We start from the raw sequence: 21,935 nt of genomic DNA, 5'->3' as shown, positions 1-21,935 counted from the left end.
GAGCTTTTTTAAGGACAACATGGAAATATTCTTTACTATCCTGATACTGACGCTGATGGTATCGCTGTCTGGCGTTGCGGCCCGCATCATCCCCTTTCAAATTCCACTGCCACTGGTACAGATTGTATTAGGTGCACTCCTTGCCTGGCCTACCTTTGGACTGCACGTGGATTTTGATCCTGAGCTGTTTCTGGTGCTGTTTATCCCTCCGCTGCTATTCGCTGATGGCTGGAAAACGCCGACCAGTGAATTCCTGCGGCATGGCCGGGAAATTATTGGCCTTGCGCTGGTGCTGGTGTTGATAACCGTGGTCGGAATCGGCTATCTGATTTACTGGTTGGTGCCGGGTATTCCGCTACTGCCTGCTTTTGCCCTGGCGGCGGTGCTGTCACCCACCGATGCCGTGGCGCTTTCCGGTATCGTAGGTGAAGGGCGTATCCCCAAAAAGATTATGGCGATTTTACAGGGTGAGGCGTTGATGAATGACGCATCAGGTCTGGTTTCACTGAAATTTGCCGTGGCGGTGGCGATGGGGACGATGGTGTTTACCGTTTCCGGTGCCTCGCTGGAGTTCGTGAAGGTGGCGGTTGGCGGTCTGGTGGCCGGGATCGTTATCTGTTGGCTGTATGGGCGGTCGCTGCGCCTGTTCAGCCGCTGGAGCGGTGATGATCCTGCCACGCAGACCGTCCTGCTGTTGCTGCTGCCGTTTGCATCCTATCTGATTGCGGAACATATTGGTTTTTCAGGCATTCTGGCAGCGGTGGCCGCCGGGATGACCATCACCCGCTCGGGCATTATTCGTCAGGCTCCGCTGGCAATGCGCCTGCGTGCTAACAGCGTCTGGCAGATGCTGGAATTTGTCTTTAACGGCATGGTGTTCCTGAAGCTGGGTCTGCAATTACCCGACATTCTGCAAAATTCCGTCACCGAGGCAAACGCCGATCCGAATGTGGATTTCTGGATGCTGGTGTTGTCGGTCGTGATGGTTTACGCCGCCCTGATGCTGGTGCGTTTTGCCTGGTTGTGGACCATGCGATTGATAAGCCAGCGGTTGTTGAAAAAGCACCCGATGGAGTTCACCAGTTATTCATTACGCGAACTGTTGATCGCCTCGTTCGCCGGTGTACGTGGCGCAATCACCCTGGCCGGTGTGCTCTCTGTTCCGTTGTTTCTGCCGACCGGTGAGGGATTCCCGGCGCGTTATGAGTTGGTCTTCCTGGCGACAGGGGTGATTCTTTTCTCTTTGCTGGTTGGTGTGGTGATACTACCGCTGTTGCTGCGTGGCGTGGAAGGCATGGATAAAACCGCTCATCGTCACGAAACGCAGATGGCCCGCGCGGTAATGGCCGGTATCGCCATCGACAGCCTGCACAAAATGGAAGAGCGGTTGATTGCCGACACCGAGGAGAATATTGACCCTGAACTGGTGAAAGAGATCAGCTCGCGGGTGATTGGTAATCTGCGTCGACGGGTGGAAGGTAAAGAGGATCTGGAGCAGGCGCTTTACGCGGAGAATCTGGAGCGTCGTTTCCGGCTGACTGCCCTGCGGGCGGAGCGCGGAGAGCTCTATCATCTGCGTGCGACGCAGAAGATCAGTAACGAGACCATGCAAAAGATACAGCACGAACTCGACCTGCTGGAGGCATTGCTGATAGAGAAGGAAGCGTAGAGAGAGGCGCGCACCTTCTGGTGCGCGATTCACCTGGCTGTTTTTTTGAATAGTATTATTTAATCGTCATTTAATTTAATAAAGTACAATTGACTGCGTCGCCCACTCGCCTTAAATAATTCACGACCGTTATCCTGTGCCCTCTGTTGTAATGGATAAATTCACCATTCCTGTTAATGCTTTACCCGTGCGCAATAATCTTAGTAACAATATTAAGAATGGGGTGAATATAACCAATGATGTTGCGAAGCCTTGACCTGAAATTTTCCCGTGGTCGTTCTAAGAAAGGTGTTTATGGCCTGCGGAGAAATGAGTGCGTAACCGGAGGCGGTTAGCGAATTTTTGCCTTCTCCGCTGCCCCTGTTTCTGCTACGTTTTATACCGACAGCGCAGGGGTATCACCGGGCCAGAATTCACGGCAGCAACTGATCCATGCCTGGGCACTTTTCGACAGATAGCTTCCCTCGCGCCAGATCAGGCCCAGTTTCCACTGCAAATCGGACTCCAGCGGTAACCACAACAACTGGCTTGTATCCAGCCGCTGGCAGATAGGTTCTGGCAGGATCGCCACGCCCATTCCCGCCTGGACCATCGCCGCGAGGAAATCCCACTGCCCGCTGCGTACTGCAATTTGCGGTGTAAAGCCGCTGGCCTGGAAAGCGCGCATCAACTGGCGGTTAAGTGAAAATTCCTCGTTGTAGATCAAAATGGGGTGCCCGGCCAGTTCCACCAACGGAATATGGCTACGACGCAGCCATTCGGTGGTGCGTGGTACCAGCACACACAGGGGATGGCTCATTAATGCCAGGGCGTTGAGCGGTAAATCGTCAGCCACCGGCAACGCGGTGAGGGCAATATCGAGGCTACCGGACAGCACTGCCTGCTGCACCGTCAGCCCGCCAAATTCTGAAATCTTCAGCTCCACCCCGGGATAGCGCTGACGGAAAGCGGAAATCGATCCGGCAATTTGCATCCCGACCATTGGCGGAATGCCCAGTCTCAGCTCGCCGGTCTTCAAATCGTTAATATCACTGATCTCAGCTTCCAGCTGTTTGAACTCCTGCAGGATGGTCATGCCACGCTGATACACTGCCTGCCCGGTATCGGTAAGATGCAGTTTGCGCCCTTCACGGATCAGCAGCGTGCAGCCCAGTTCATCCTCCAGCTGTCGCAGCATCTTACTGATGGTCGGTTGGGTGACATACAGCTGTTCTGCGGCGCGGGTAAAGCTTTGCTGGCGGACCACTTCGACAAAATAACGCAACGCGCGGACGTCCATAAACATTCCTTTTATGCATAGTTGAAATAATATTAAGTCATTTTTTTCACCTTCTGTTACCGCTTTATACTTTGCGGATGCATTATCAGAGGAAAGGCATTATGGCGCTGGCAATACCCGCTACGGGGTGGTGGCAACGTATTCAGGTTGCGCTTCAGGTGGTTTTATACATCGCTTTTTTCATCATGGCGCAGCAGCTGGTGGACTGGCTGCATCTGCCGTTACCCGCCAATATCGTGGGGATGCTGTTGTTACTGGCGCTGATTGTCTTGCGGGTCATGCCGCTGAACTGGGTGAAAGCCGGATCGCGCTGGCTGTTGGCCGAAATGCTGTTGTTCTTTATTCCGGCAGTGGTGGCCGTGGTGAATTATTCACATCTGCTGCGGGTTGAGGGCTGGCGTATTCTGCTGGTTATTGGCATCAGTACACTGTTGGTCTTAAGCGCGACGGCGCTGGTGGTGGACCGCGTTTACCGTTTTGAAATATGGCTGGCAGAGCGTAAATCAGGTCGCAACCATGAATGATCTGATTATCACCACACTCTGCCCGATCGTCACGCTGCTGATTTACTTTTTCAATAAACGGCTGTATCGCCGCTGGCACCGGCTGCTACTGATGCCGCTGGTGATGACGCCGATGGTGCTGGTGGCGTTGCTGTTGGTGACGCACATCTCCTGGCAGAACTATATCGGTGAAAGTCACTGGCTGATGTGGCTGCTGGGCCCGGCGACGCTAGCGTTTGCCGTGCCGGTTTACGAAAACCTGCCGGTGATTCGTCGTCACTGGTTGTCGCTCACCGCCGGGGTGATCACCGCCACGCTGGTTGCGGTGTGCAGCTCGGTATGGCTGGCAAGATTGTTAACCTTGCCGGAAGCGGTTCAGCGCAGCCTGGCGGTGCGCTCAATTACCACACCCTTTGCGCTGGCGGCGGCGAAGCAGCTCGGCGGCCAGCCCGATCTTGTCGCGCTGTTTGTGGTGATTACCGGGGTTTTTGGTATGGCGGTGGGGGACGTGCTGTTTCTGCGCCTGGCGGTAAAGCAGGGCATGGCAAAAGGGGCCGGATTTGGCGCGGCGTCTCACGGTGCCGGGACCGCCAGAGCTTACGAAATCGGCCAGCAGGAAGGGGTGGTTGCCAGCCTGGTGATGATGCTTTCCGGGATTGTCACGGTGGTGCTGGCCCCGGCGATTGGCCATCTGATGTGGGCAACCGTCTGAGACATATTCTGTTACCCACTGAATTTTAATGTTAAGTAAATCAGCCCGACTCTCATGTTATTCCAGCTGATGATGGTTTACTCTCGGCGAGGCCGTCGGCAAGCGGCGTGAGTTAATTTTTCAGGAGAATAAGATGAAAGCAGTGGCAACTACCGCAGGCGCTCTGGCGCTACTGGCACTGGCGGGATCGGCGCAGGCAATTGAAGGTGGCGTGGATGTGGGCCGTGAATACACCAATCTGCACGCCGGGCTTGGCACCACCTCCCCTGGTTTTGCGCTGACCGGTAACTGGTTGCGCAGTGACCATGATGGCAGCATGGGCAGCGTCGGACTGGGCTATAACGTGGCGCTGGGAGATGTGTTCCTGACACCGGGCGTGAAGGCTATCTCCACTAATCCGCGCAACAGCAAAGATGGCTATGCTGTTGCCGCCGGGCTGGGCGTCAGCGTGCCGGTGAGCAAAATGTTTAACATTTACGGCCAGTACTACTATTCGCCGGATGCGTTTTCCAGCCATATTGATAATTATCAGGAAGCGTCTGCTGGCGTCAGTTTCCAGCCGATCTCACTGGTTGATGTGCATGTCGGTTACCAGTATATGGCGCTGAATGGTAAAGACGGTCGCAAAGATAACGTCATTGCCGATGGTCCTTATGTCGGTGCCTCGCTGCATTTCTGATGCGAAGGGCGGAGAATGATTCCGCCCCTCTACTGCCTGCACCTTTCTTTTCTTAATGCGTTTTACCGCGATCGATGCCCACGTCGGTCTGTGACCGTACAAACTGTGCCTGAAAGCGTTGACGTTCCTCTGCGCCCTGCGCGGAGTGGTCGGTAATGGAGAACAGCCAGGTGGCGACAAAGGCGGTAATCATGGAAAACAGCGCCGGGTATTCATAAGGAAAAACGGCTCGGGCGTTGCCCAGCACCTGAACCCAGACGGTTGGCCCAAGGATCATCAGTACCACCGCCGTCAGCAGCCCCAGCCAGCCACCTGCCATCGCGCCACGTGTGGTCAGCTTCGACCAGTACATCGACAGCAGAATAATCGGGAAGTTACAGCTGGCGGCAATGGAAAACGCCAGTCCGACCATAAAAGCAATATTCTGCTTCTCAAACAGAATCCCCAGGGCGATTGCGACAAAGCCCAGCATTACCACGGTGATTTTAGAAACCCGCAGCTCTTCCAGCTCTGTCGCCTGGCCTTTACGCATGACGCTGGCGTAGATATCGTGCGAAACCGCCGACGCGCCCGCCAGAGTCAGACCGGCAACCACTGCCAGAATGGTGGCGAAGGCCACCGCGGAAATAAAGCCGAGAAACAGGCTACCTCCGGTGGCATCCGCCAGATGAACGGCGGCCATATTGTTGCCGCCAATCAGCGCGCCGGAAGCATCCTTAAATGCCGGATTGGCACCGACCAGCAGAATGGCGCCAAAGCCAATAATAAAGGTAAGAAAGTAGAAATAGCCCATAAAACCGGTGGCGTAGAATACGCTTTTGCGCGCTTCCCGCGCATCGCTTACCGTAAAGAAACGCATCAGAATATGCGGCAGACCGGCGGTGCCGAACATCAGCCCCAGCCCCAGTGACAGCGCCGAAATGGGATCGTGCACCAGGCCACCCGGACGCATGATGGCAATGCCTTTCGGATGCACCATCGCCGCCTGAGCAAACAGGTTATTGAAGCTGAAGCCGACGCTTTTCATCACCATAATTGCCATAAAACTGGCTCCGAACAGCAGCAGCACCGCCTTAATAATCTGTACCCAGGTGGTGGCTAACATGCCGCCAAACAGCACGTAGAGCACCATCAGAATACCCACCAGCACCACGGCGACCTGATAATCCAGCCCGAACAGCAGCTGGATAAGTTTGCCCGCGCCCACCATCTGCGCAATAAGATACAGCGCCACCACCACCAGAGAACCACAGGCGGAAAGCGTGCGGATCGGCATCTGTTTCAGACGGTAAGAGGCCACATCTGCAAAGGTGTAGCGGCCAAGGTTACGCAGGCGCTCGGCAATCAGGAACAGAATGATCGGCCACCCCACCAGAAAGCCCAGTGAATAAATCAGCCCGTCGAAACCGGAGGTATAGACCAGCGCTGAAATACCCAGGAATGAGGCGGCAGACATAAAGTCGCCTGCCATCGCCAGGCCATTCTGAAAGCCGGTTATATTGCCGCCTGCGGTGTAATAATCGCTACGCGACCGGGTACGTTTTGCCGCCCAGAAAGTGATGCCCAGCGTGGCTGCCACAAAGATGATAAACATCACGATGGCTTCCCGATTAATGGGCTGCTGCTGAACCGCACCGCTGATAGCATCGGCTGCCAGGGCGTAGCCCGGTAGCAGAACGGTTAGCGCGCCGACAAGAGCGTGTCGTTTCATCCTTTCACCTCATCAAGCAGCTTTCTGGTCAGCCGATCAAATTCCCCGTTGGCCCGCCAGACGTAAATACCGGTCAGCAGAAACGAGACCACAATCAGCCCGACACCGATGGGGATGCCGCGCGTAACGTGACTTCCGGCGCTCAGCGGTGTTCCCAGCCAGTCAGGCGCAAAGGCGATTAACAGAATAAAGCCGACGTACAGAATGAGCATGATGACGGAGAGCAGGGTGGCAAAGTTCTGGCGTTTCCTGACCAGTTCTTTAAAGCGGGCACTCTTTTCCAGCCGTTGATAAATAAGACTATTCATCACAGAGCCTCCAGAGGTAAGGGTTTTACGGGCTGTGTTATCTGCAACTCAGTGTTCTGACGGTGGGCACCCTGTTGGCTGAACGGATGAATACGACGAAGGATGCACACTGGCAGAACCTGCCGGATTTCGCGTGATTGCTGGCGGCCAACGTCCGCTGGTTTTGCGCCTGTTTTAGAAAAAAGCCAGGCAGCGGAATGCCGTCTGCCTGGCTTGCCGGTGAGGCTGTCCCCTTATTCAGGGCATGTTAATTGCCTGTTTCTCTTCGAGAAGTTTTTCCACTACGCCCGGATCGGCAAGGGTAGAGGTATCCCCCAGATTACTGGTATCGCCGCTGGCAATTTTGCGCAAAATACGGCGCATGATTTTTCCTGAACGGGTTTTCGGTAAAGAGTCGGTCAAGTGCAACACGTCCGGGGTGGCAATGGCCCCGATCTCTTTACGCACCCAGCTCCGGACTTCGCTGTACAGCTCCGGCGAGGGTTCCTCACCGCTGTTGAGGGTGATATAGGCGTAAATGGCCTGGCCTTTGATGTTATGCGGGATACCTACCACGGCGGCTTCCGCAATTTTCGGGTGCGAAACCAGCGCCGATTCGATTTCAGCGGTCCCCAGACGGTGACCGGAAACATTCAGCACATCGTCAACGCGACCGGTGATCCAGTAATAGCCATCTTCGTCCCGGCGCGCCCCGTCGCCACTGAAATACATATTGCTGAAGGTGGAAAAATAGGTCTGTTCGAAACGATCATGATCGCCAAACAGCGTGCGCGCCTGACCCGGCCAGGAGTCAACGATCACCAGGTTGCCCTCGGCGGCACCCTCCTGCGCATTGCCTTCGTTATCCACCAGCGCGGGCTGGACGCCAAAGAAGGGGCGGGTGGCAGAACCGGCTTTCAGCTCTGTGGCACCTGGTAGCGGCGTTATCATGAAACCCCCGGTTTCAGTCTGCCACCAGGTATCAACAATCGGGCAGCGGCCATTGCCAATTTTGTTGTAGTACCACTCCCAGGCTTCCGGGTTAATGGGTTCACCTACGGAGCCCATAATGCGCAGGCTGGATCGGTCCGTCCCGGCAATCGCTTTATCGCCCTCGGCCATCAGGGCGCGGATCGCGGTGGGCGCGGTGTAAAGCAGGGTAACCTGATGTTTGTCCACCACCTGTGCCATCCGCGCAGGGGTTGGCCAGTTAGGCACACCTTCAAACATCAGCGTGGTGGCCCCACAGGCCAGCGGCCCATACAGCAGATAGCTGTGACCGGTTATCCAGCCGACATCGGCGGTGCACCAGTAAATATCGTTGGGATGGTAATCAAAAACATATTTGAAGGTGGTGGCCGCATAAACCAGATAGCCGCCGGTGGTATGCAGCACCCCTTTGGGTTTCCCGGTGGAACCAGAGGTATAGAGAATAAACAGCGGATCTTCCGCGTTCATCTCCTCTGGCTGGTGATGAGCGCTGGCGCTGTTCATCAGCTCATGCCACCAGATATCGCGGCCGCTTTGCCAGCCTGTATCCTTGCCGGTGCGGCGAAAAACCACCACCTGAGTGACGCTTTTTACCTCGGGATTGGCCAGCGCGTCATCGACATTTTTCTTTAACGGAATGCTACGACCTGCCCGCACACCCTCATCAGCGGTGACAACCAGTTTTGCACTGGAATCGATAATTCGTCCGGCGACGGCCTCGGGTGAAAAGCCGCCGAAGATAACCGAATGCACGGCACCGATACGTGCACAGGCCAGCATGGCGACGGCGGCCTCCGGCACCATCGGCATATAAATCGCCACCACGTCGCCTTTATTCACACCCAACGATTTCAGTGAGTTAGCAAAGCGGCACACGTCGCGATGCAGCTCGCGGAACGTCAGTGTTTTACTTTCGCTGGCATCGTCACCTTCCCAAATCAGCGCCGGATGATCGCCGCGATGGTGCAGGTGGCGATCAAGGCAGTTGGCGGCCAGATTCAGCGTACCATCTTCAAACCAGCGGATATTAATGTTGCCTGGTGCAAAGGAGGTATTTTTCACCGTGGTATAAGGTTTAATCCAGTCAAGGATTTTGCCCTGTTCACCCCAGAATGCATCGGGGTCCTGCACCGACTGTTGATACATCGATGAGTACTGTTGGGCATTAATCAGGGTGTTTTCCGCAACCGTGGCGGGAACGGGATGACGGTGTTGTTGGCTCATGGCTGATCTCCTTGAAGTTGTTAATGATATGTCAGCTGAAAGTTAAATGAAGCGAGTCGGTGGGCTTTGTTTGCTTTTTGCGCCACAGATCACGTCGTCGTCATCGGGCATGGGGCTGAAATGATGCTTAACAGGCAAAATGTAGCCCTGTTATTGCCACCGCTAGACTATCTGAGAGATTTTGCTGGTTAAAAATTAGCCAGTTGAATCGGGTTGTGGTTCTGAAAGTGACAGATATATTGCATAGCTATGCGAAAAAAGACTAAAATATTGCCAATTATAACAATGATTTAGTGGGTGACGAACAATCCGGAGTTTTATCCTGCCAGTCGATATCCTGCCAGTCGATATCCTGGCAGCCGTATATCACACAGGGTTGCATTTATACCCGCTAAAATGGTAGATATCTTGGGCCTGAAAATCAGTAATTAACCATCCATTATCCGCGAATTGGCCGATTTCGGCTCATCCTCCCTGAGAGTAATTCACTCTGCATGCCTCATGCGGAGAACGGGTTTTGTAAAGGAAAACATTATTATGAAAGCTGTAAGATTGAGCCTTGCCTGGCAAATATTGACGGCACTGGTACTGGGGATTATCGTCGGCGCAATACTGCATAACCAACCGTCTGAGCGTGAATGGTTAATCACTAACATCCTTAGCCCGGCCGGGGATATTTTTATCCACCTGATCAAAATGATCGTGGTGCCTATCGTTATTTCCACGTTAATTGTCGGTATAGCCGGGGTCGGTGACGCAAAGAAGTTTGGACGTATCGGCCTGAAAACTATCATCTATTTTGAAGTGATTACCACCATTGCCATTGTTATTGGTATTACCCTGGCGAATGTGTTTCAACCGGGTAATGGCATTGATATGTCAACGCTGGCAACGGTGGACATCTCTAAATACGAGGCCACCACGGCACAGGTCGAAAGTGGCGCACACAGTCTCGTCGCCACCATTTTGTCACTGATACCGCAGAACATTTTCGCGGCGATCGCCAAAGGCGACATGCTGCCAATCATTTTCTTCTCGGTGCTGTTCGGTCTGGGCCTCTCTTCACTGCCGTCTGAACAGCGTGAGCCCTTGCTGAATGTGTTCCGTTCCACTTCAGAAACCATGTTTAAAGTGACGCATATGATTATGCGTTACGCACCGGTAGGCGTGTTTGCGCTGATTGCGGTGACCATTGCTAACTTTGGTTTTGCCTCGCTGTGGCCGCTGGCGAAGCTGGTTATCCTGGTGTACGCCGCGATTTTGTTCTTTGCCTTTGTGGTACTGGGTGCCGTTGCGCGAATCTGCAAACTGCGCATTACCACGCTGATGCGTATTCTGAAGGATGAGCTGATCCTCTCTTATTCCACTTCCAGTTCGGAAACCGTGCTGCCACGCATTATGGAGAAGATGGAAGCCTATGGTGCGCCCAGGTCGATCACCAGCTTTGTCGTACCGACCGGCTACTCATTTAACCTCGATGGCTCCACGCTGTATCAGAGCATCGCGGCGATCTTTATCGCCCAGCTGTATGGTATTGACCTCTCCATCGGCCAGGAAATTGTGCTGGTGCTGACCCTGATGGTGACGTCGAAAGGGATTGCCGGTGTGCCTGGCGTTTCGTTTGTCGTGCTGCTGGCGACACTGGGCAGCGTGGGGATCCCACTGCAAGGCCTGGCCTTTATCGCCGGGGTTGACCGTATCATGGATATGGCGCGTACCGCTCTTAACGTAGTGGGAAATGCGCTGGCGGTACTGGTTATCGCCAAGTGGGAAAACCAGTTTGACAGTGAGCAGGCGCAGGCTTACGAAGCGAAACTGAAGCATCTGCCTGGCGCTTCCTGACCGCCATAATACTGACTCAGAGCTGAACGCCGACCCTGGTGATATCCGGGGTTGGCTATCCCGCCAAAGATACCCCCAATCATCCTGAAATTTCTCTGTAGAATAATGACCTGATTTTTTCATGGTCATTACCCTGCGTTCGATCCCCGTGCAGTTATCTGTCGCACGTCTGGCGAACTTTGTGACCTTGCTTACATTATCGCGAGGTAATGTTAAAGAATGCGATGTTTGCGCCGAAAACAGTAACAACGTAAATCATTCTCCCGCAATTCAATTCTGAAAATCGCAGCAAGGACTCATGTAATGCGCACGAACTCTCCCGTAACACAACAGGAATATGTGTTTGACGAGCACGCCACCCTGATGTCGACCACCGATGCTGAAAGCCACATCACCTGGGCCAACGATACCTTTATTGCCGTCAGTGGTTTCAGCGAAGATGAGCTGACCGGACAGCCTCATAACGTTGTGCGTCACCCGGATATGCCGCCCGAGGCTTTTAAGGATATGTGGGCGACCCTGCAACAGGGAGAACCCTGGACGGCACTGGTGAAAAACCGACGTAAGAATGGCGATCACTACTGGGTACGGGCGAATGCTGTCCCGCTGGTACGCAAGGGTAAGATTCAGGGCTATATGTCGGTGCGCACCCGGCCTTCGCCGCAGGAGATCCAACAGTCGGAGGCGCTTTATCGTGGTTTCAGTGAAGGCAGGCGCAAAGGCTGGCGCTTTCAGAAAGGTGTACTGGTGCGCACCGGTTTGCTGCGCTGGGCTTCGATTGGCAAAACCATGCCGCTGCGCTGGCGTATCCGTTCTCCCCTGTTGGCACTGCTGCCGCTGAGCGTTGCCGCTGCCTGGGCGCTGGGCTTGCATCTCCAGGCTGTCGGGATAATGGCTGCCGTGCTGGCGATATTGCTGCTGCTGACGTCGGTTCTGCTTGAGCAGCAGATTTCGCGCCCGATTGAGCAGATGTGTCAGCAGGCGCTGCGGGTGGCGACGGGAGAGAGGCATACGGTTGATCAGATGGACCGAGTGGATGAAGTCGGCACCACCCTGCGTGCGATTGCCCAGTTGGGCCTGATGTTCCGCTGGCTGGTGGATGATGTCAGTGAACAGGCCGTCGGTGTGCTGAGCGCCAGTGATGCCATTACTCAGGGTAACAGTGAACTCAGCCGCCGCACTGAACAGGCTGCCGCTAATGTGCAGCAGACCGCAGCGACGATGAATGAAATGACCGCTACGGTCAAAAGCAATACGGAGATGGCAGAGCAGGTTAACAGCCTGTCAAACAATACCCGCGATGCGGCCATGCAGGGTGGTAAGGTGATGCAGGACATGGTCAGCATGATGGCAGAGATTGCTGACAGCTCGAGGAAAATTGCCAGTATTACCAGCGTCATCGACGGCATTGCCTTTCAGACCAATATTCTGGCGCTCAACGCTGCCGTCGAGGCGGCGAGGGCCGGGGAACAGGGGAAAGGTTTTGCCGTGGTAGCAGGGGAAGTTCGTAGTCTTGCCCAGCGCAGTGCTAAAGCCGCCAGTGAAATCAAAACGTTGGTGGAAAACAGCGTCGCAAAAGTTCAATCCGGCAGCGATCATGTCAATGATGCGGGAAAAACGATGGAAAACATTGTCAGCGAGGTGCAAAACGTGACTTCGCTGATTGCACAAATCAGTGCCGCTACCGCCGAGCAGGGCAGGGCGCTGGGTGAAGTCAGCCTTGCGGTGGAAGAGCTGGACAATATTACCCACAAAAATGCGGCTCGGGTGGAAGAAGGGGCGCAGGCTTCTGAGTTGATGACGCATCAGGCAACCCGGCTGGTGGGTGCGATCAATGTACTAAGGTAGATATTTTGCCCGTCCTGACCAGGCCTCTGCGAGGCGAAAGGCGGTAAAAAAAAGCAGGTCTTACGACCTGCACGGATTAACGCCCTGGTGTTGGCGTAATTAAAAACTCCAGATATAACTGGCAGTAAGATATGTTTTTTATCGTAATGACGCTCATTTCATAACAACATCAGTAAAGCCTGATGCAGAGGGTAAAATGTTTTATCAGTTTCTTGCTTTTGAAATCATGGGGGAACTTTATAATAAATCTCATAGCAATCGCAATTCTTAACAACAAATAACAGGAAAAATAAGATAAATTCCGTTTTTTTTAAATAAAAACCCTTATTTATCATAACATACGCTCTTTTATTACGAGTTCTTTTAACCGGGGAATTGCGCAAATCAACCGTTTTTCAGGGTGATAAAATCGTAATGAAATGGAAATAATGTTATCCGGGTAGCATTTTTAAATCTTTTTTCATTTGTGCTTATAATAATTAAGCACTCCTGCATTTTCCTTAACGGAATATCCCACCTCGCTCATCGTAACAATGCAAACTACAGTTACTGACGCAGATATTTTTATCCTGTTGCCAGAGGGAAAACATCATGAGTCAGTTTTTTATGAATCAGAAAAATCGACTGGTCAGCGAGGCCATCGAAGGAACGCTGCTCAGCAGCCGTTATCACAATATCAGCCTGCTGGATGTTGGGCCGGACATCCGCGTGGTGGTCCGCAATGACTGGGACAAAAATGCGGTGGCGCTGATTTCCGGCGGCGGCTCAGGGCATGAGCCTGCTCACTCTGGCTTTGTTGGCAAAGGGATGCTGACGGCGGCAGTGTGCGGCGATATTTTTGCTTCACCCAGCGTAGATGCGGTACTCAGCGCCATTATCAATGTCACCGGCGAGAAAGGCTGCCTGCTGATTGTCAAAAACTACACCGGTGACCGGCTTAATTTTGGCCTTGCGGCGGAAAAAGCCAGGGCGCTGGGCTACCAGGTTGAGCTGGTGATGGTCTGTGACGATATTTCACTGCCGGACAATCCCCAGCCGCGCGGTATTGCCGGAACGGCACTGGTGCATAAAATCGCTGGTTATGCCGCTGCGCAGGGAAAATCTCTGCAAGAGGTGGTAGCTGTGGCGAATGATGCCATCAACGCCCTCTCCAGTATTGGTGTGGCTTTATCCGGTTGCCATATGCCCGAGGAAAAACGCGATGAGCGGGTGCAAGCGGGATGCAGCGAGTTAGGCATGGGCATTCATGGAGAGCCGGGTGCCTCGACGCTGAACACGCAGAACAGTCAGCAAATCGTTGCCCTGCTGGCGGAAAAACTGATGGCGTATTCACAGGATAAAAAAGTGGCGCTGTTGGTAAATAATCTTGGCGGATGCTCGATGCTGGAAATGGCGGCGCTGACCAGGCAGGTGCTCTGTTCGCCGCTGGGCAACAATGTGCAGCAGTTGATTGGGCCGGCCACGCTGGTCAGCGCGTTGGACATGAAAGGGTTCTCCCTCTCCGTCCTGGTGCTGTCGGACTATTTCAGCGAAGCGCTCTGCGCCCCGGTAGAAACCAGTGGCTGGCATCCGGTGGTGAATGTCAGGCAACCGACGCTGGTCAACGGTGAAAAGCTGGCGCAACGTCATCAGGCTGCTCCTTCAGAGAATGACGCCGTCGCCCACATTGTTGAGACTGTTTGCCGTACGCTGCTGGCTCTGGAAAGTGAACTGAACCAGCTGGATGCCAGAGTCGGCGATGGGGATACCGGTTCCACCTTTGCTCTCGGTGCCGGAAAAGTATTACAGGCGCTACGGGACAGACAACTGCCGCTAAATGAGCTGCACAGCCTGCTGAAATGGGTGGGTGACGAACTGGCGGTGGTGATGGGTGGCTCAGGGGGTGTGCTGATGTCGATTATGTTTACGGCGGCAGGGCAACAGCTGGCAGAGGGAAAATCACTGGCGCAGGCGCTGAACGACGGACTGGCGCGTATGCAGCATTATGGTGGGGCGAGGCCTGGGGATCGTACGATGATCGATGCGCTGGCCCCGGTGTTCGCCGCGCTGGAACGGGGAGCATCGCTCAGCGACGTGGCCGCCGCAGCCAGAAAAGGGGCTGACAGCACCGCACAGATGGAATCTGCCCGCGCCGGACGCTCATCCTTTCTGAATGCGCAGAGTCTCCACGGTGTGAAAGATCCCGGTGCTTTTGCCGTCGAACGGGTCTTTGCCGGTTTGGCGGAATAAAGCCGCCCGGCGGTTTTCGCAGGCGTTATGCTGCCATATCATGCGGGCCAGGAAGGGCGTTCAGCCGCTGCTCAAAGCTGCGCAGACGTTTGTAGATTGACAGCAATTCCACCAGCGTGGTCCAGGAGTTAATCAGGTACTGGAAGGAGCTACGCACCTGATCAAACACATTGGTAATCTGGGTCATCAGCCCCAGGGTGATGGCACCGGTAATGATTGACGGGAAGAGAACAAACAGGCTGAAGACCGCATCCAGTTGCAGATAGAGGATGCGGGCAATATTGAAGTACAGATAGTGAAAGTACAGGCGAAAATAGTTCTTACGCACGTTGTGGAACAGATCGCGCACCGTGGGCGGTCTGGCACGTTGCGGGTCGTCTTCGCCATAAACCAGTTCTTTACGATAAGCCGCTTCCACCCGTTGATTGCGGAATGACAAGCCCGGCAGCCTGATGCCGATCACCGCCAACATCCCGGTGCCCAGTAGCGACCACAGTACGGCGGCAATCACCAACGCATAGGGAATGTCGCCCAGCAGCGGCACGGTTTTGACGTGCACCGAGAGGGCGACCAGCACGGGCAGAAAAGCGATCAGCGTCATGATGGCATTGATAAAACTGACGCCCATATCTTCCAGCGTGGAGGAGAAACGCATGGTGTCTTCCTGCACACGCTGGGCAGCCCCTTCAATGCCGCGCAGTTCGGACCAGTGCGCCATATAATAATTGTTCATTGCCGTACGCCAGCGGAAGACGTAGTGGCTGATAAAAAACATATTCAGCACATCAATCACCACCGCAATCAGCGCAATGCTGAGAAACCCTGCCAGCTGGCTGTAAAACGTTTCCACTTTGACAGTGTTGGGATGAGTCATGGCCCGCTGGATTAAGTTGTAAAACGGATCATACCAGGCATTGATTGCCACACCCACCTGAACCGAAAACCAGGTGGCAAAGATAATCAGCGCAGAGCCAGCCACCGACCAGCGTTGCCACGGATGCGGACTGTAGATGCGCCAGAATCCGGCAAACAGCAGAAAAGCCGCAAGATAATAGAGATAAAAAGCAATTTCAGAGGGCGCGATAAAACGCAGTGCGTTAACCGGCAGCGGGGCAGAATGGGCAAAAGCTGAAAAGTGAGACAGCCAGTTCCTGCCGCCTTCAAACCAGACCAGAATCGCTATCGCGCACCAGATGGCGGCACTACTGAAAAACAGCGCAGGTCGGGGGAAAAAAGATTTAAACATAGGCACTCCACACCATTAGCACAGCTATATAACGCGATAAAATGTTAATGGTCTTGCCAGGGTTGTATCGGCAAATGTCCGTGTTCTTATCTTTGTAACACTTATATTTCCGGCATTATCTTCCGCACAATTTCTGCGGTTGATGAGGTATCAGAAAGTAAATCTGCTCAAAGCAAAATAGTCAGCCATTCATTCTGGTTTAAATGCAATTAAAAAAAACGACGATGGATAGTGCAGGATAATTCTTTAATCCGTCGGGAAAATGGCGAATTAAATCGTGCTGCCTGCCCCCCATTTCCAGAATTAATCCTGAATTTTATTTGCGGGTGGTCGATAACCCTTTGAGCGTTTTCAGGTGAATTTTCCTGATTCAGCGACCTCTCTCAGGAACTGGCCTCAATGGCTCAGCCTTGCAGGGGGGTGTTCGCTATGCAGGCTGCTCACGGGCCGGGCTGCATGTTGTGACCCTCTTCTGAGTGGCGATAAGCCCCCTAAGGCGGAAAAGAATGACTAACCATAACGATGTGATGTACCGCTTTCTGGTACAAAGCGTGGTTGACTATGCCATCTATATGATCGACACCAACGGCTTTGTCATCAACTGGAATGCCGGAGCACGTCGTGCCAAAGGCTACACGGCCGATGAAATCGTCGGCAAACACTTCTCCTGCTTCTACAGCGCTCAGGATCGCCAGGCCGGTGTGCCTGATACTAATCTTGGGCTGGCGCGCAGCGAAGGACGCTTTGAGGATCACGGCTGGCGCTATCGCAAAGATGGCAGTGCTTTCTGGGCACATGTGGTGATTGAGGGGGTGCATAATGAAAGTGGCGAGCTAATCGGCTTCTCGAAGATTACCCGCGACTGCACCGAAGCGCATGAATATGAACAGCAAATTTTGCTGGCGAAAGAGCTGGCGGAGCAGAACAGCCTGTCGCTGGCCTCGCTCTCGACCTTCCTTGACACCATCATTGCCAATATACCTTCCTGCGTGATGGTGGAGGACCTGGTCTCCCGCGAAATTCTGCTGCTGAACAGCAAAGCAGAACAGCTGCTCGGCATCTGCAAAGACCAGTGTAACGGCAGAAAACTGGCCGACTGCACCTCGCCGGAGGTGGGCAGCTATTTTGCGCAGCTGACATCGACAGTACAGCGTAGTGCGGGAGTCAATAAAAATGAGCAGTTGCTGGTTACCGGCCGGGGGGAAAAGATTATCCGCGCCTCGGCCACCATCATTCGAGGCAATGATGTGCGCAGCAACTATATCCTGCTGATAGCGGATGATGTCACCGATCAGCGCAACGCCGATGCGCGTATTCACCATATGGCTCATTACGATAATCTCACCGGTCTGCCTAACCGCGCGCTGTTCAGTCAGCGTCTGAACGATGCCCTGTGGCGTGATCGTGCGGCCGGTAATCTGACGGCGGTGCTCTGCCTCGATCTGGATAACTTTAAAAAACGTTAACGATGCGCTGGGCCATCAGGTGGGGGACGGTCTGCTGAGAGCCGTTGCCCGCCGCTTAGCCAGCACGGTGAGCGGCAAAGATACTCTGTCACGTCAGGGCGGTGATGAGTTCTCGGTGGTATTGCCCGGACTGAACTACTCAACGGAGGCAGAAACCGTCGCGCAGCTGATGATTGATGTCACTAATCCGGCGTTCACCATTGATGGGCATACGCTGTCGATCGGCTTGAGCATTGGTATCGCCATTGGAAGTGATGCCATCGCCACGTCGGATGAACTGTTACGCTGCGCGGATATGGCTCTGTATGAGAGTAAACGCAACGGGCGTAACCGTTTTGAGTACTTTTCTATGGCGATGGGCGAGGCGGCCAGCAGACGGCGGATGATAGAAACCGATCTGCGAAAAGCGATAACCGGCAACCATCTTAAACTTTATTATCAACCCATTACCGATGCACACGGACGCGAGGTGGTCAGCTATGAAGCGCTGATGCGCTGGCATCACCCGGTCAAAGGCATGATTATGCCGATAGATTTTATCCCCGTGGCGGAAGAAACCGGGTTGATCCACGCGCTGGGAGCATGGGCCCTGTTTGAAGCCTGCCGGGAAGCCTCGGGCTGGCCTGAACAGCAAAGCGTGGCGGTAAATCTGTCGCCATTGCAGTTTAAAAGCAGCTCGCTGGTGTCGGTGGTGGAAAAGGCATTGACCGAATCGGGGCTGCCGGCACACCGGCTGGAACTGGAGATCACCGAATCGGTACTGCTGGACAGCTCGCTGAATAATATTCGCGTCCTGCAACAGCTGAAGGCGCTGGGCATTCGCATCGCACTGGATGATTTTGGCACCGGCTACTCTTCCCTCAGCTATTTGCGCTCGTTTCCGTTCGATAAAATTAAAATCGACAAGTCGTTTATTAATGACATGCATGAGAGTCGGGAAGCGCTGGCTATCATTCGCGCGATTACGGGGATGAGCCGCAGCCTGGATATCCAGATCACTGCCGAAGGGGTGGAAAACATTCAGCAGTATGAGCAGCTGAAAATCGAAGGCTGCACCCTGTTTCAGGGATACTACTTTGGTCGCCCGCAGCTGGCGGAAAACAGGCTCCGACTGTTCAGCCCGGTGGTGCCGACACTGCCGGACGCCTTGCCTGCGCCGGAGCAGGAGTAAAACCGCCGGGGTTCAGGTGATACGCAGGTTATCCAGCGCGGCCAGTAGCGCATGTACTTTGGGCGTCAGCTGCTTTTTGCGCGGCCAGATGACCGAGAGCGGCAGGCCATCTACCGTCAGTTCTGGCAGGATTTGCACCAGCTCACCGTCTGCCAGCTGTTTTGCCATCAGCCAGGTGGCCATCTGCGCAATGCCCAGCCCGGCGACCACCGCCGCCACCTGCGCCTCACCATCACCCAGCGCCATCCGGTGCGCGACGGTGCGGGTGGCGATACGGCCATCCGGCGCAGGCAGATACCACGGACTGGTGCTGCCATCCACTCTGTCGTAGACAATTGCCCGGTGCTGGCTTAATGCCTGCAACGATGCAGGTTCACCGTGGCTTTCCAGCCAGGCCGGGGCGGCGCAAAAAATGAGCCGTTCATTGCCCAGAAACCGATAGCCGAGCGATGGCGGATATTCAGCAGGCCCGCCAATACGCACCGCCACGTCCACGCCATCTTCAAACAGATCAACAAAGCGATCGGAAAACGACAGGTTGATCTGCATTTCCGGATTTTGCTGACAAAATGCAGTCAGCAGTGGCATCACGTGCATCCGGCCAAAGGTATTGGGTAGCGAGATTCGTAGTCGCCCAACCGGAATGGTTCGTTGTGACGCCAGCACGGACTCTGCTTCTGTCAGTTCGCCCAACACGCGGGTGCAGGTTTGGTAAAAAGCCAGCCCGGCATCGGTCAGTGTCAGGCTGCGGGTGGTACGTTCAAACAGGCGGGAGCCCAGTCTGGCTTCCAGCCGCGCCACGCTTTTACTGACCGCTGAGCTGGTGAGATGCAGTTGACTGGCGGCGGCGGTAAAGCTGCCGGATTCCACGCTGGCAACAAAGGGAGTGATCCCCTTCAGGCGATCCTGACCGTTCATAATTGATGACTCATATTCTCTAATGATGTGAATTTATACCTGAGATAAGAATTAAATTCTCTATTAAGCTTTGTTTCTGCACTTCAATAAGGAGACAAAGTATGCAAAAGCGTGCGTTGATCGTCGGGATCAGTGGAGTCATTGGCACGGCACTGGCAGAACAACTGATTGCCGATGGCTGGCAGGTAGCGGGGTTATCCCGTGGTCGCACACCGGTGCCCGCCGGATGTGAAGCGTTGACCGCCGATCTGACCGACGGCGACTCCGTCCGCCAGGCCTTGCAGACGGTGACGGTGGACAGCGTCTTTTTCAGCGCCTGGTCGCGTCAGGCGAATGAGCAGGAGAATATTCGCGTTAACGGTGCGATGGTGCGCAATGTCATCGACGCGCTGGGTGACAGCCTGCGAGGCGGGCATGTGGCGCTGGTCACCGGCCTGAAGCATTACCTTGGGCCGTTCGATGCTTATGGCAAAGGGGCAGTGCCGGTGACGCCTTTTCGCGAAGAACAGGGCCGCCAGCCGGTGGATAATTTCTACTACGCCCAGGAAGATGAAGTTTTTGCCGGTGCGAAAAAGTATGGCTACAGCTGGAGCGTTCACCGCCCGCATACCATTATCGGTTTTGCGCTGGGTAACGCGATGAATATGGGCCAGACACTGGCGGTGTATGCCAGCCTGTGTAAAGAGAGCGGTCAGCCGTTTATTTTTCCCGGTTCCCGAGCGCAGTGGGAGGGGGTAACCGACATGACCGATGCGCGTTTACTGGCACGGCACCTGGAGTGGGCAGCGACCACGCCTTCCGCACAAAACCAGGACTACAACGTGGTTAACGGTGACGTGTTCCGCTGGAAGTGGATGTGGAGCCAGATTGCTGACTACTTCGGCATTGAGGCCGCGGCGTTTCCCGCTGAGGTACAGCCGCTGGCCGATCGTATGCAGACGGCACCGACTGAATGGCGGTCGATTGCGGAAAAATATGGTTTGCATCAGGCGGATATCGATAAACTGGTTTCCTGGTGGCATACCGATGCTGACCTGGGTCGGCCAATAGAAGTTTTCACGGATATCAGCAAGAGTCGCAAGGCAGGCTTTACCGGCTACCAGTGTACGCGAGACGCGTTTTTCGCCCTGTTCGACCAGCTGAAGTCTGAACGGCTGATCCCCGCCTGACCTCGCAACATTTGTTTCCAGATGGAAACAATAATGCAATCCGTTGCTTTATTGTTGCTTAAAAGGCGTAACAGGTTAGGATGAATGCAACCGGTTTTCAGTGGCAGGCGTCGCACCGCATCTTCTGATGCAGGAAAAATCAGCATGCCTGGCCCGCAAAATTAACCCTTTTAAGACAAGGTATGATTATGAGCAATAAGACAATTCAGTGGAACGGCGGCTTACAACCAGAAGCGGTTGAAATTCTTTCTGCCGATGGTGGCATGATTGTGTGTCCTACCAAGGTCGGCTACATCATCATGACCTCTGATGCGAAAGGTCTGGAGCGTAAATTTGATGCCAAGCAGCGTAACCGCAATAAACCCGGCGTGGTGCTGTGTGGCTCACTGGCGCAGCTGAAAGAGCTGGCGCAGCTGAATCCTGAGATCGAAGCGCTGTATCAACAGCACTGGGATAAAGATGTGTTGCTGGGCTGCATCCTGCCGTGGAAAGAGGAAGCCGTGGCGCGCATCCCGGACGATGGATCTAAAGATCTGATGATGGATCGCCGTCAGACCAGCTGTTTCGTGATCAAATTTGGTATTCCGGGCGAAAAACTGGCAAAAGAGCTGTGGGAAAACCACGGTAAATTCTCTTTCGCCAGCTCGGCTAACCCATCAGGTAAAGGCAACCGTGGTCTGGTTGAAGGCATCGGTGAGCGCATTGAATCGCAGGCCGATCTGATCATCGCCGCTAACGACTATGTGAAGTCTATTCAGCCAAATGAGTCTGAAAAGACTCGCTACGAGCAGGGCGTGATGGTAGCCATGGTTGATGAGAGCGGCAAACTGGTGCCGGAGCAGAAAGGCGAGCGTAATATCACTCCCTGCCCGGTGCTGATCCGTAAAGGTCTGGACGTGGATAAAATCATGTCGATGCTTTCTGACACCTTCAGCACCTGGGATTACCGTCACGGTAACTACTACTGATCAACAGGGGGCGGAAGCGTTTTT

At 54.2% G+C, this 21,935-nt stretch carries 15 protein-coding genes and 1 pseudogene; 10 read left to right on the top strand and 6 right to left on the bottom strand.

Annotated elements, in window-relative coordinates:
* The first annotated feature begins 19 nt into the window (after positions 1-19).
* A complete protein-coding gene (locus AC3RPL_RS01860; RefSeq protein ID WP_490738766.1) occupies positions 20-1,669 on the top strand; it encodes a Na+/H+ antiporter in 1,650 nt (549 codons plus the stop codon).
* Positions 1,670-2,045: 376 nt separating this feature from the next.
* Here the strand turns inward: AC3RPL_RS01860 and AC3RPL_RS01855 are convergent, their stop codons facing one another.
* Entirely contained in the window at positions 2,046-2,948 is a 903-nt protein-coding gene (locus tag AC3RPL_RS01855; RefSeq protein ID WP_261642303.1) for a LysR family transcriptional regulator, read from the bottom strand.
* A gap of 101 nt (positions 2,949-3,049) precedes the next feature.
* Here AC3RPL_RS01855 and AC3RPL_RS01850 point away from each other — a divergent pair, with 101 nt between their 5' ends.
* The 3 genes from AC3RPL_RS01850 to AC3RPL_RS01840 all read left to right on the top strand — a co-directional run bounded on the left by AC3RPL_RS01850 (position 3,050) and on the right by AC3RPL_RS01840 (position 4,842).
* The gene (locus tag AC3RPL_RS01850; protein WP_490738765.1) at positions 3,050-3,472 is read left to right on the top strand and encodes a CidA/LrgA family protein; all 423 of its coding nucleotides are present in this window, start codon (positions 3,050-3,052) and stop codon (positions 3,470-3,472) included.
* On the top strand, positions 3,465-4,163 hold the full coding sequence (locus AC3RPL_RS01845; RefSeq protein ID WP_261642306.1) for an LrgB family protein: 699 nt from the start codon (positions 3,465-3,467) through the stop codon (positions 4,161-4,163). Before AC3RPL_RS01850 ends, AC3RPL_RS01845 begins: the two co-directional genes overlap by 8 nt.
* A 133-nt stretch (positions 4,164-4,296) precedes the next feature.
* Complete coding sequence (locus AC3RPL_RS01840; protein ID WP_034932871.1) at positions 4,297-4,842, top strand: YfaZ family outer membrane protein; 546 nt, start codon at positions 4,297-4,299, stop codon at positions 4,840-4,842.
* A 52-nt stretch (positions 4,843-4,894) separates the two neighbouring features.
* On the opposite strand, the gene AC3RPL_RS01835 is transcribed toward AC3RPL_RS01840, so the two are convergent.
* The 3 genes from AC3RPL_RS01835 to acs all read right to left on the bottom strand — a co-directional run bounded on the left by AC3RPL_RS01835 (position 4,895) and on the right by acs (position 9,054).
* Complete coding sequence (locus AC3RPL_RS01835; protein ID WP_490738764.1) at positions 4,895-6,553, bottom strand: cation acetate symporter; 1,659 nt, start codon at positions 6,551-6,553, stop codon at positions 4,895-4,897.
* Complete coding sequence (locus tag AC3RPL_RS01830) at positions 6,550-6,861, bottom strand: DUF485 domain-containing protein (RefSeq protein WP_034932868.1); 312 nt, start codon at positions 6,859-6,861, stop codon at positions 6,550-6,552. Before AC3RPL_RS01830 ends, AC3RPL_RS01835 begins: the two co-directional genes overlap by 4 nt.
* A 237-nt stretch (positions 6,862-7,098) precedes the next feature.
* Positions 7,099-9,054, bottom strand: coding sequence for an acetate--CoA ligase (gene acs, locus AC3RPL_RS01825; protein ID WP_490738763.1), 1,956 nt, complete (start codon positions 9,052-9,054; stop codon positions 7,099-7,101).
* A 537-nt stretch (positions 9,055-9,591) separates the two neighbouring features.
* Here acs and gltP point away from each other — a divergent pair.
* The 3 genes from gltP (at position 9,592) to AC3RPL_RS01810 (ending at position 14,973) form a co-directional block, all read left to right on the top strand.
* Entirely contained in the window at positions 9,592-10,896 is a 1,305-nt protein-coding gene (gltP, locus tag AC3RPL_RS01820) for a glutamate/aspartate:proton symporter GltP (RefSeq protein WP_490738762.1), read from the top strand.
* Between the two features lie 303 nt (positions 10,897-11,199).
* Positions 11,200-12,744 carry a methyl-accepting chemotaxis protein gene (locus AC3RPL_RS01815; RefSeq protein ID WP_490738761.1) on the top strand — a complete coding sequence of 515 codons (1,545 nt, stop codon included), beginning with the start codon at positions 11,200-11,202 and terminating at the stop codon, positions 12,742-12,744.
* A gap of 591 nt (positions 12,745-13,335) precedes the next feature.
* Positions 13,336-14,973, top strand: a complete 1,638-nt coding sequence (locus AC3RPL_RS01810) for a dihydroxyacetone kinase subunit DhaK (RefSeq protein WP_490738760.1) — start codon at positions 13,336-13,338, stop codon at positions 14,971-14,973.
* Between the two features lie 25 nt (positions 14,974-14,998).
* Here AC3RPL_RS01810 and sbmA read toward each other — a convergent pair whose 3' ends face one another.
* The gene (gene sbmA / locus AC3RPL_RS01805) at positions 14,999-16,219 is read right to left on the bottom strand and encodes a peptide antibiotic transporter SbmA (RefSeq protein ID WP_034932856.1); all 1,221 of its coding nucleotides are present in this window, start codon (positions 16,217-16,219) and stop codon (positions 14,999-15,001) included.
* Between the two features lie 521 nt (positions 16,220-16,740).
* Between sbmA and AC3RPL_RS01800 the strand changes: the two are divergent.
* Positions 16,741-18,856 (top strand): annotated as a pseudogene (locus tag AC3RPL_RS01800) (putative bifunctional diguanylate cyclase/phosphodiesterase); the annotation flags it as partial.
* A 12-nt stretch (positions 18,857-18,868) separates the two neighbouring features.
* On the opposite strand, the gene AC3RPL_RS01795 reads toward AC3RPL_RS01800, so the two are convergent.
* On the bottom strand, positions 18,869-19,774 hold the full coding sequence (locus AC3RPL_RS01795; protein WP_490738759.1) for a LysR family transcriptional regulator: 906 nt from the start codon (positions 19,772-19,774) through the stop codon (positions 18,869-18,871).
* Between the two features lie 101 nt (positions 19,775-19,875).
* On the opposite strand from AC3RPL_RS01795, the gene AC3RPL_RS01790 reads away from it, so the two are divergent.
* On the top strand, positions 19,876-20,943 hold the full coding sequence (locus AC3RPL_RS01790; RefSeq protein ID WP_490738758.1) for an SDR family oxidoreductase: 1,068 nt from the start codon (positions 19,876-19,878) through the stop codon (positions 20,941-20,943).
* A 188-nt stretch (positions 20,944-21,131) separates the two neighbouring features.
* Positions 21,132-21,911, top strand: a complete 780-nt coding sequence (locus tag AC3RPL_RS01785) for an L-threonylcarbamoyladenylate synthase (protein WP_490738757.1) — start codon at positions 21,132-21,134, stop codon at positions 21,909-21,911.
* Positions 21,912-21,935 lie beyond the last annotated feature (24 nt).

Source organism: Erwinia papayae (assembly GCF_058241465.1).
Note: the sequence above shows the minus strand (reverse complement) of the source record. Positions and strands in the feature narration are given on the sequence as shown.

What these genes read in the sequence shown, in the direction of transcription:
- acs (WP_490738763.1), bottom strand. Translation starts at nt 9,054, where the DNA reads ATGAGCCAACAACACCGTCATCCCGTTCCCGCCACGGTTGCGGAAAAC.
- sbmA (WP_034932856.1), bottom strand. Translation starts at nt 16,219, where the DNA reads ATGTTTAAATCTTTTTTCCCCCGACCTGCGCTGTTTTTCAGTAGTGCC.
- AC3RPL_RS01810 (WP_490738760.1), top strand. Translation starts at nt 13,336, where the DNA reads ATGAGTCAGTTTTTTATGAATCAGAAAAATCGACTGGTCAGCGAGGCC.
- AC3RPL_RS01855 (WP_261642303.1), bottom strand. Translation starts at nt 2,948, where the DNA reads ATGGACGTCCGCGCGTTGCGTTATTTTGTCGAAGTGGTCCGCCAGCAA.
- AC3RPL_RS01795 (WP_490738759.1), bottom strand. Translation starts at nt 19,774, where the DNA reads ATGAACGGTCAGGATCGCCTGAAGGGGATCACTCCCTTTGTTGCCAGC.
- AC3RPL_RS01845 (WP_261642306.1), top strand. Translation starts at nt 3,465, where the DNA reads ATGAATGATCTGATTATCACCACACTCTGCCCGATCGTCACGCTGCTG.
- AC3RPL_RS01850 (WP_490738765.1), top strand. Translation starts at nt 3,050, where the DNA reads ATGGCGCTGGCAATACCCGCTACGGGGTGGTGGCAACGTATTCAGGTT.
- AC3RPL_RS01835 (WP_490738764.1), bottom strand. Translation starts at nt 6,553, where the DNA reads ATGAAACGACACGCTCTTGTCGGCGCGCTAACCGTTCTGCTACCGGGC.
- AC3RPL_RS01840 (WP_034932871.1), top strand. Translation starts at nt 4,297, where the DNA reads ATGAAAGCAGTGGCAACTACCGCAGGCGCTCTGGCGCTACTGGCACTG.
- gltP (WP_490738762.1), top strand. Translation starts at nt 9,592, where the DNA reads ATGAAAGCTGTAAGATTGAGCCTTGCCTGGCAAATATTGACGGCACTG.
- AC3RPL_RS01790 (WP_490738758.1), top strand. Translation starts at nt 19,876, where the DNA reads ATGCAAAAGCGTGCGTTGATCGTCGGGATCAGTGGAGTCATTGGCACG.
- AC3RPL_RS01830 (WP_034932868.1), bottom strand. Translation starts at nt 6,861, where the DNA reads ATGAATAGTCTTATTTATCAACGGCTGGAAAAGAGTGCCCGCTTTAAA.
- AC3RPL_RS01785 (WP_490738757.1), top strand. Translation starts at nt 21,132, where the DNA reads ATGAGCAATAAGACAATTCAGTGGAACGGCGGCTTACAACCAGAAGCG.
- AC3RPL_RS01815 (WP_490738761.1), top strand. Translation starts at nt 11,200, where the DNA reads ATGCGCACGAACTCTCCCGTAACACAACAGGAATATGTGTTTGACGAG.
- AC3RPL_RS01860 (WP_490738766.1), top strand. Translation starts at nt 20, where the DNA reads ATGGAAATATTCTTTACTATCCTGATACTGACGCTGATGGTATCGCTG.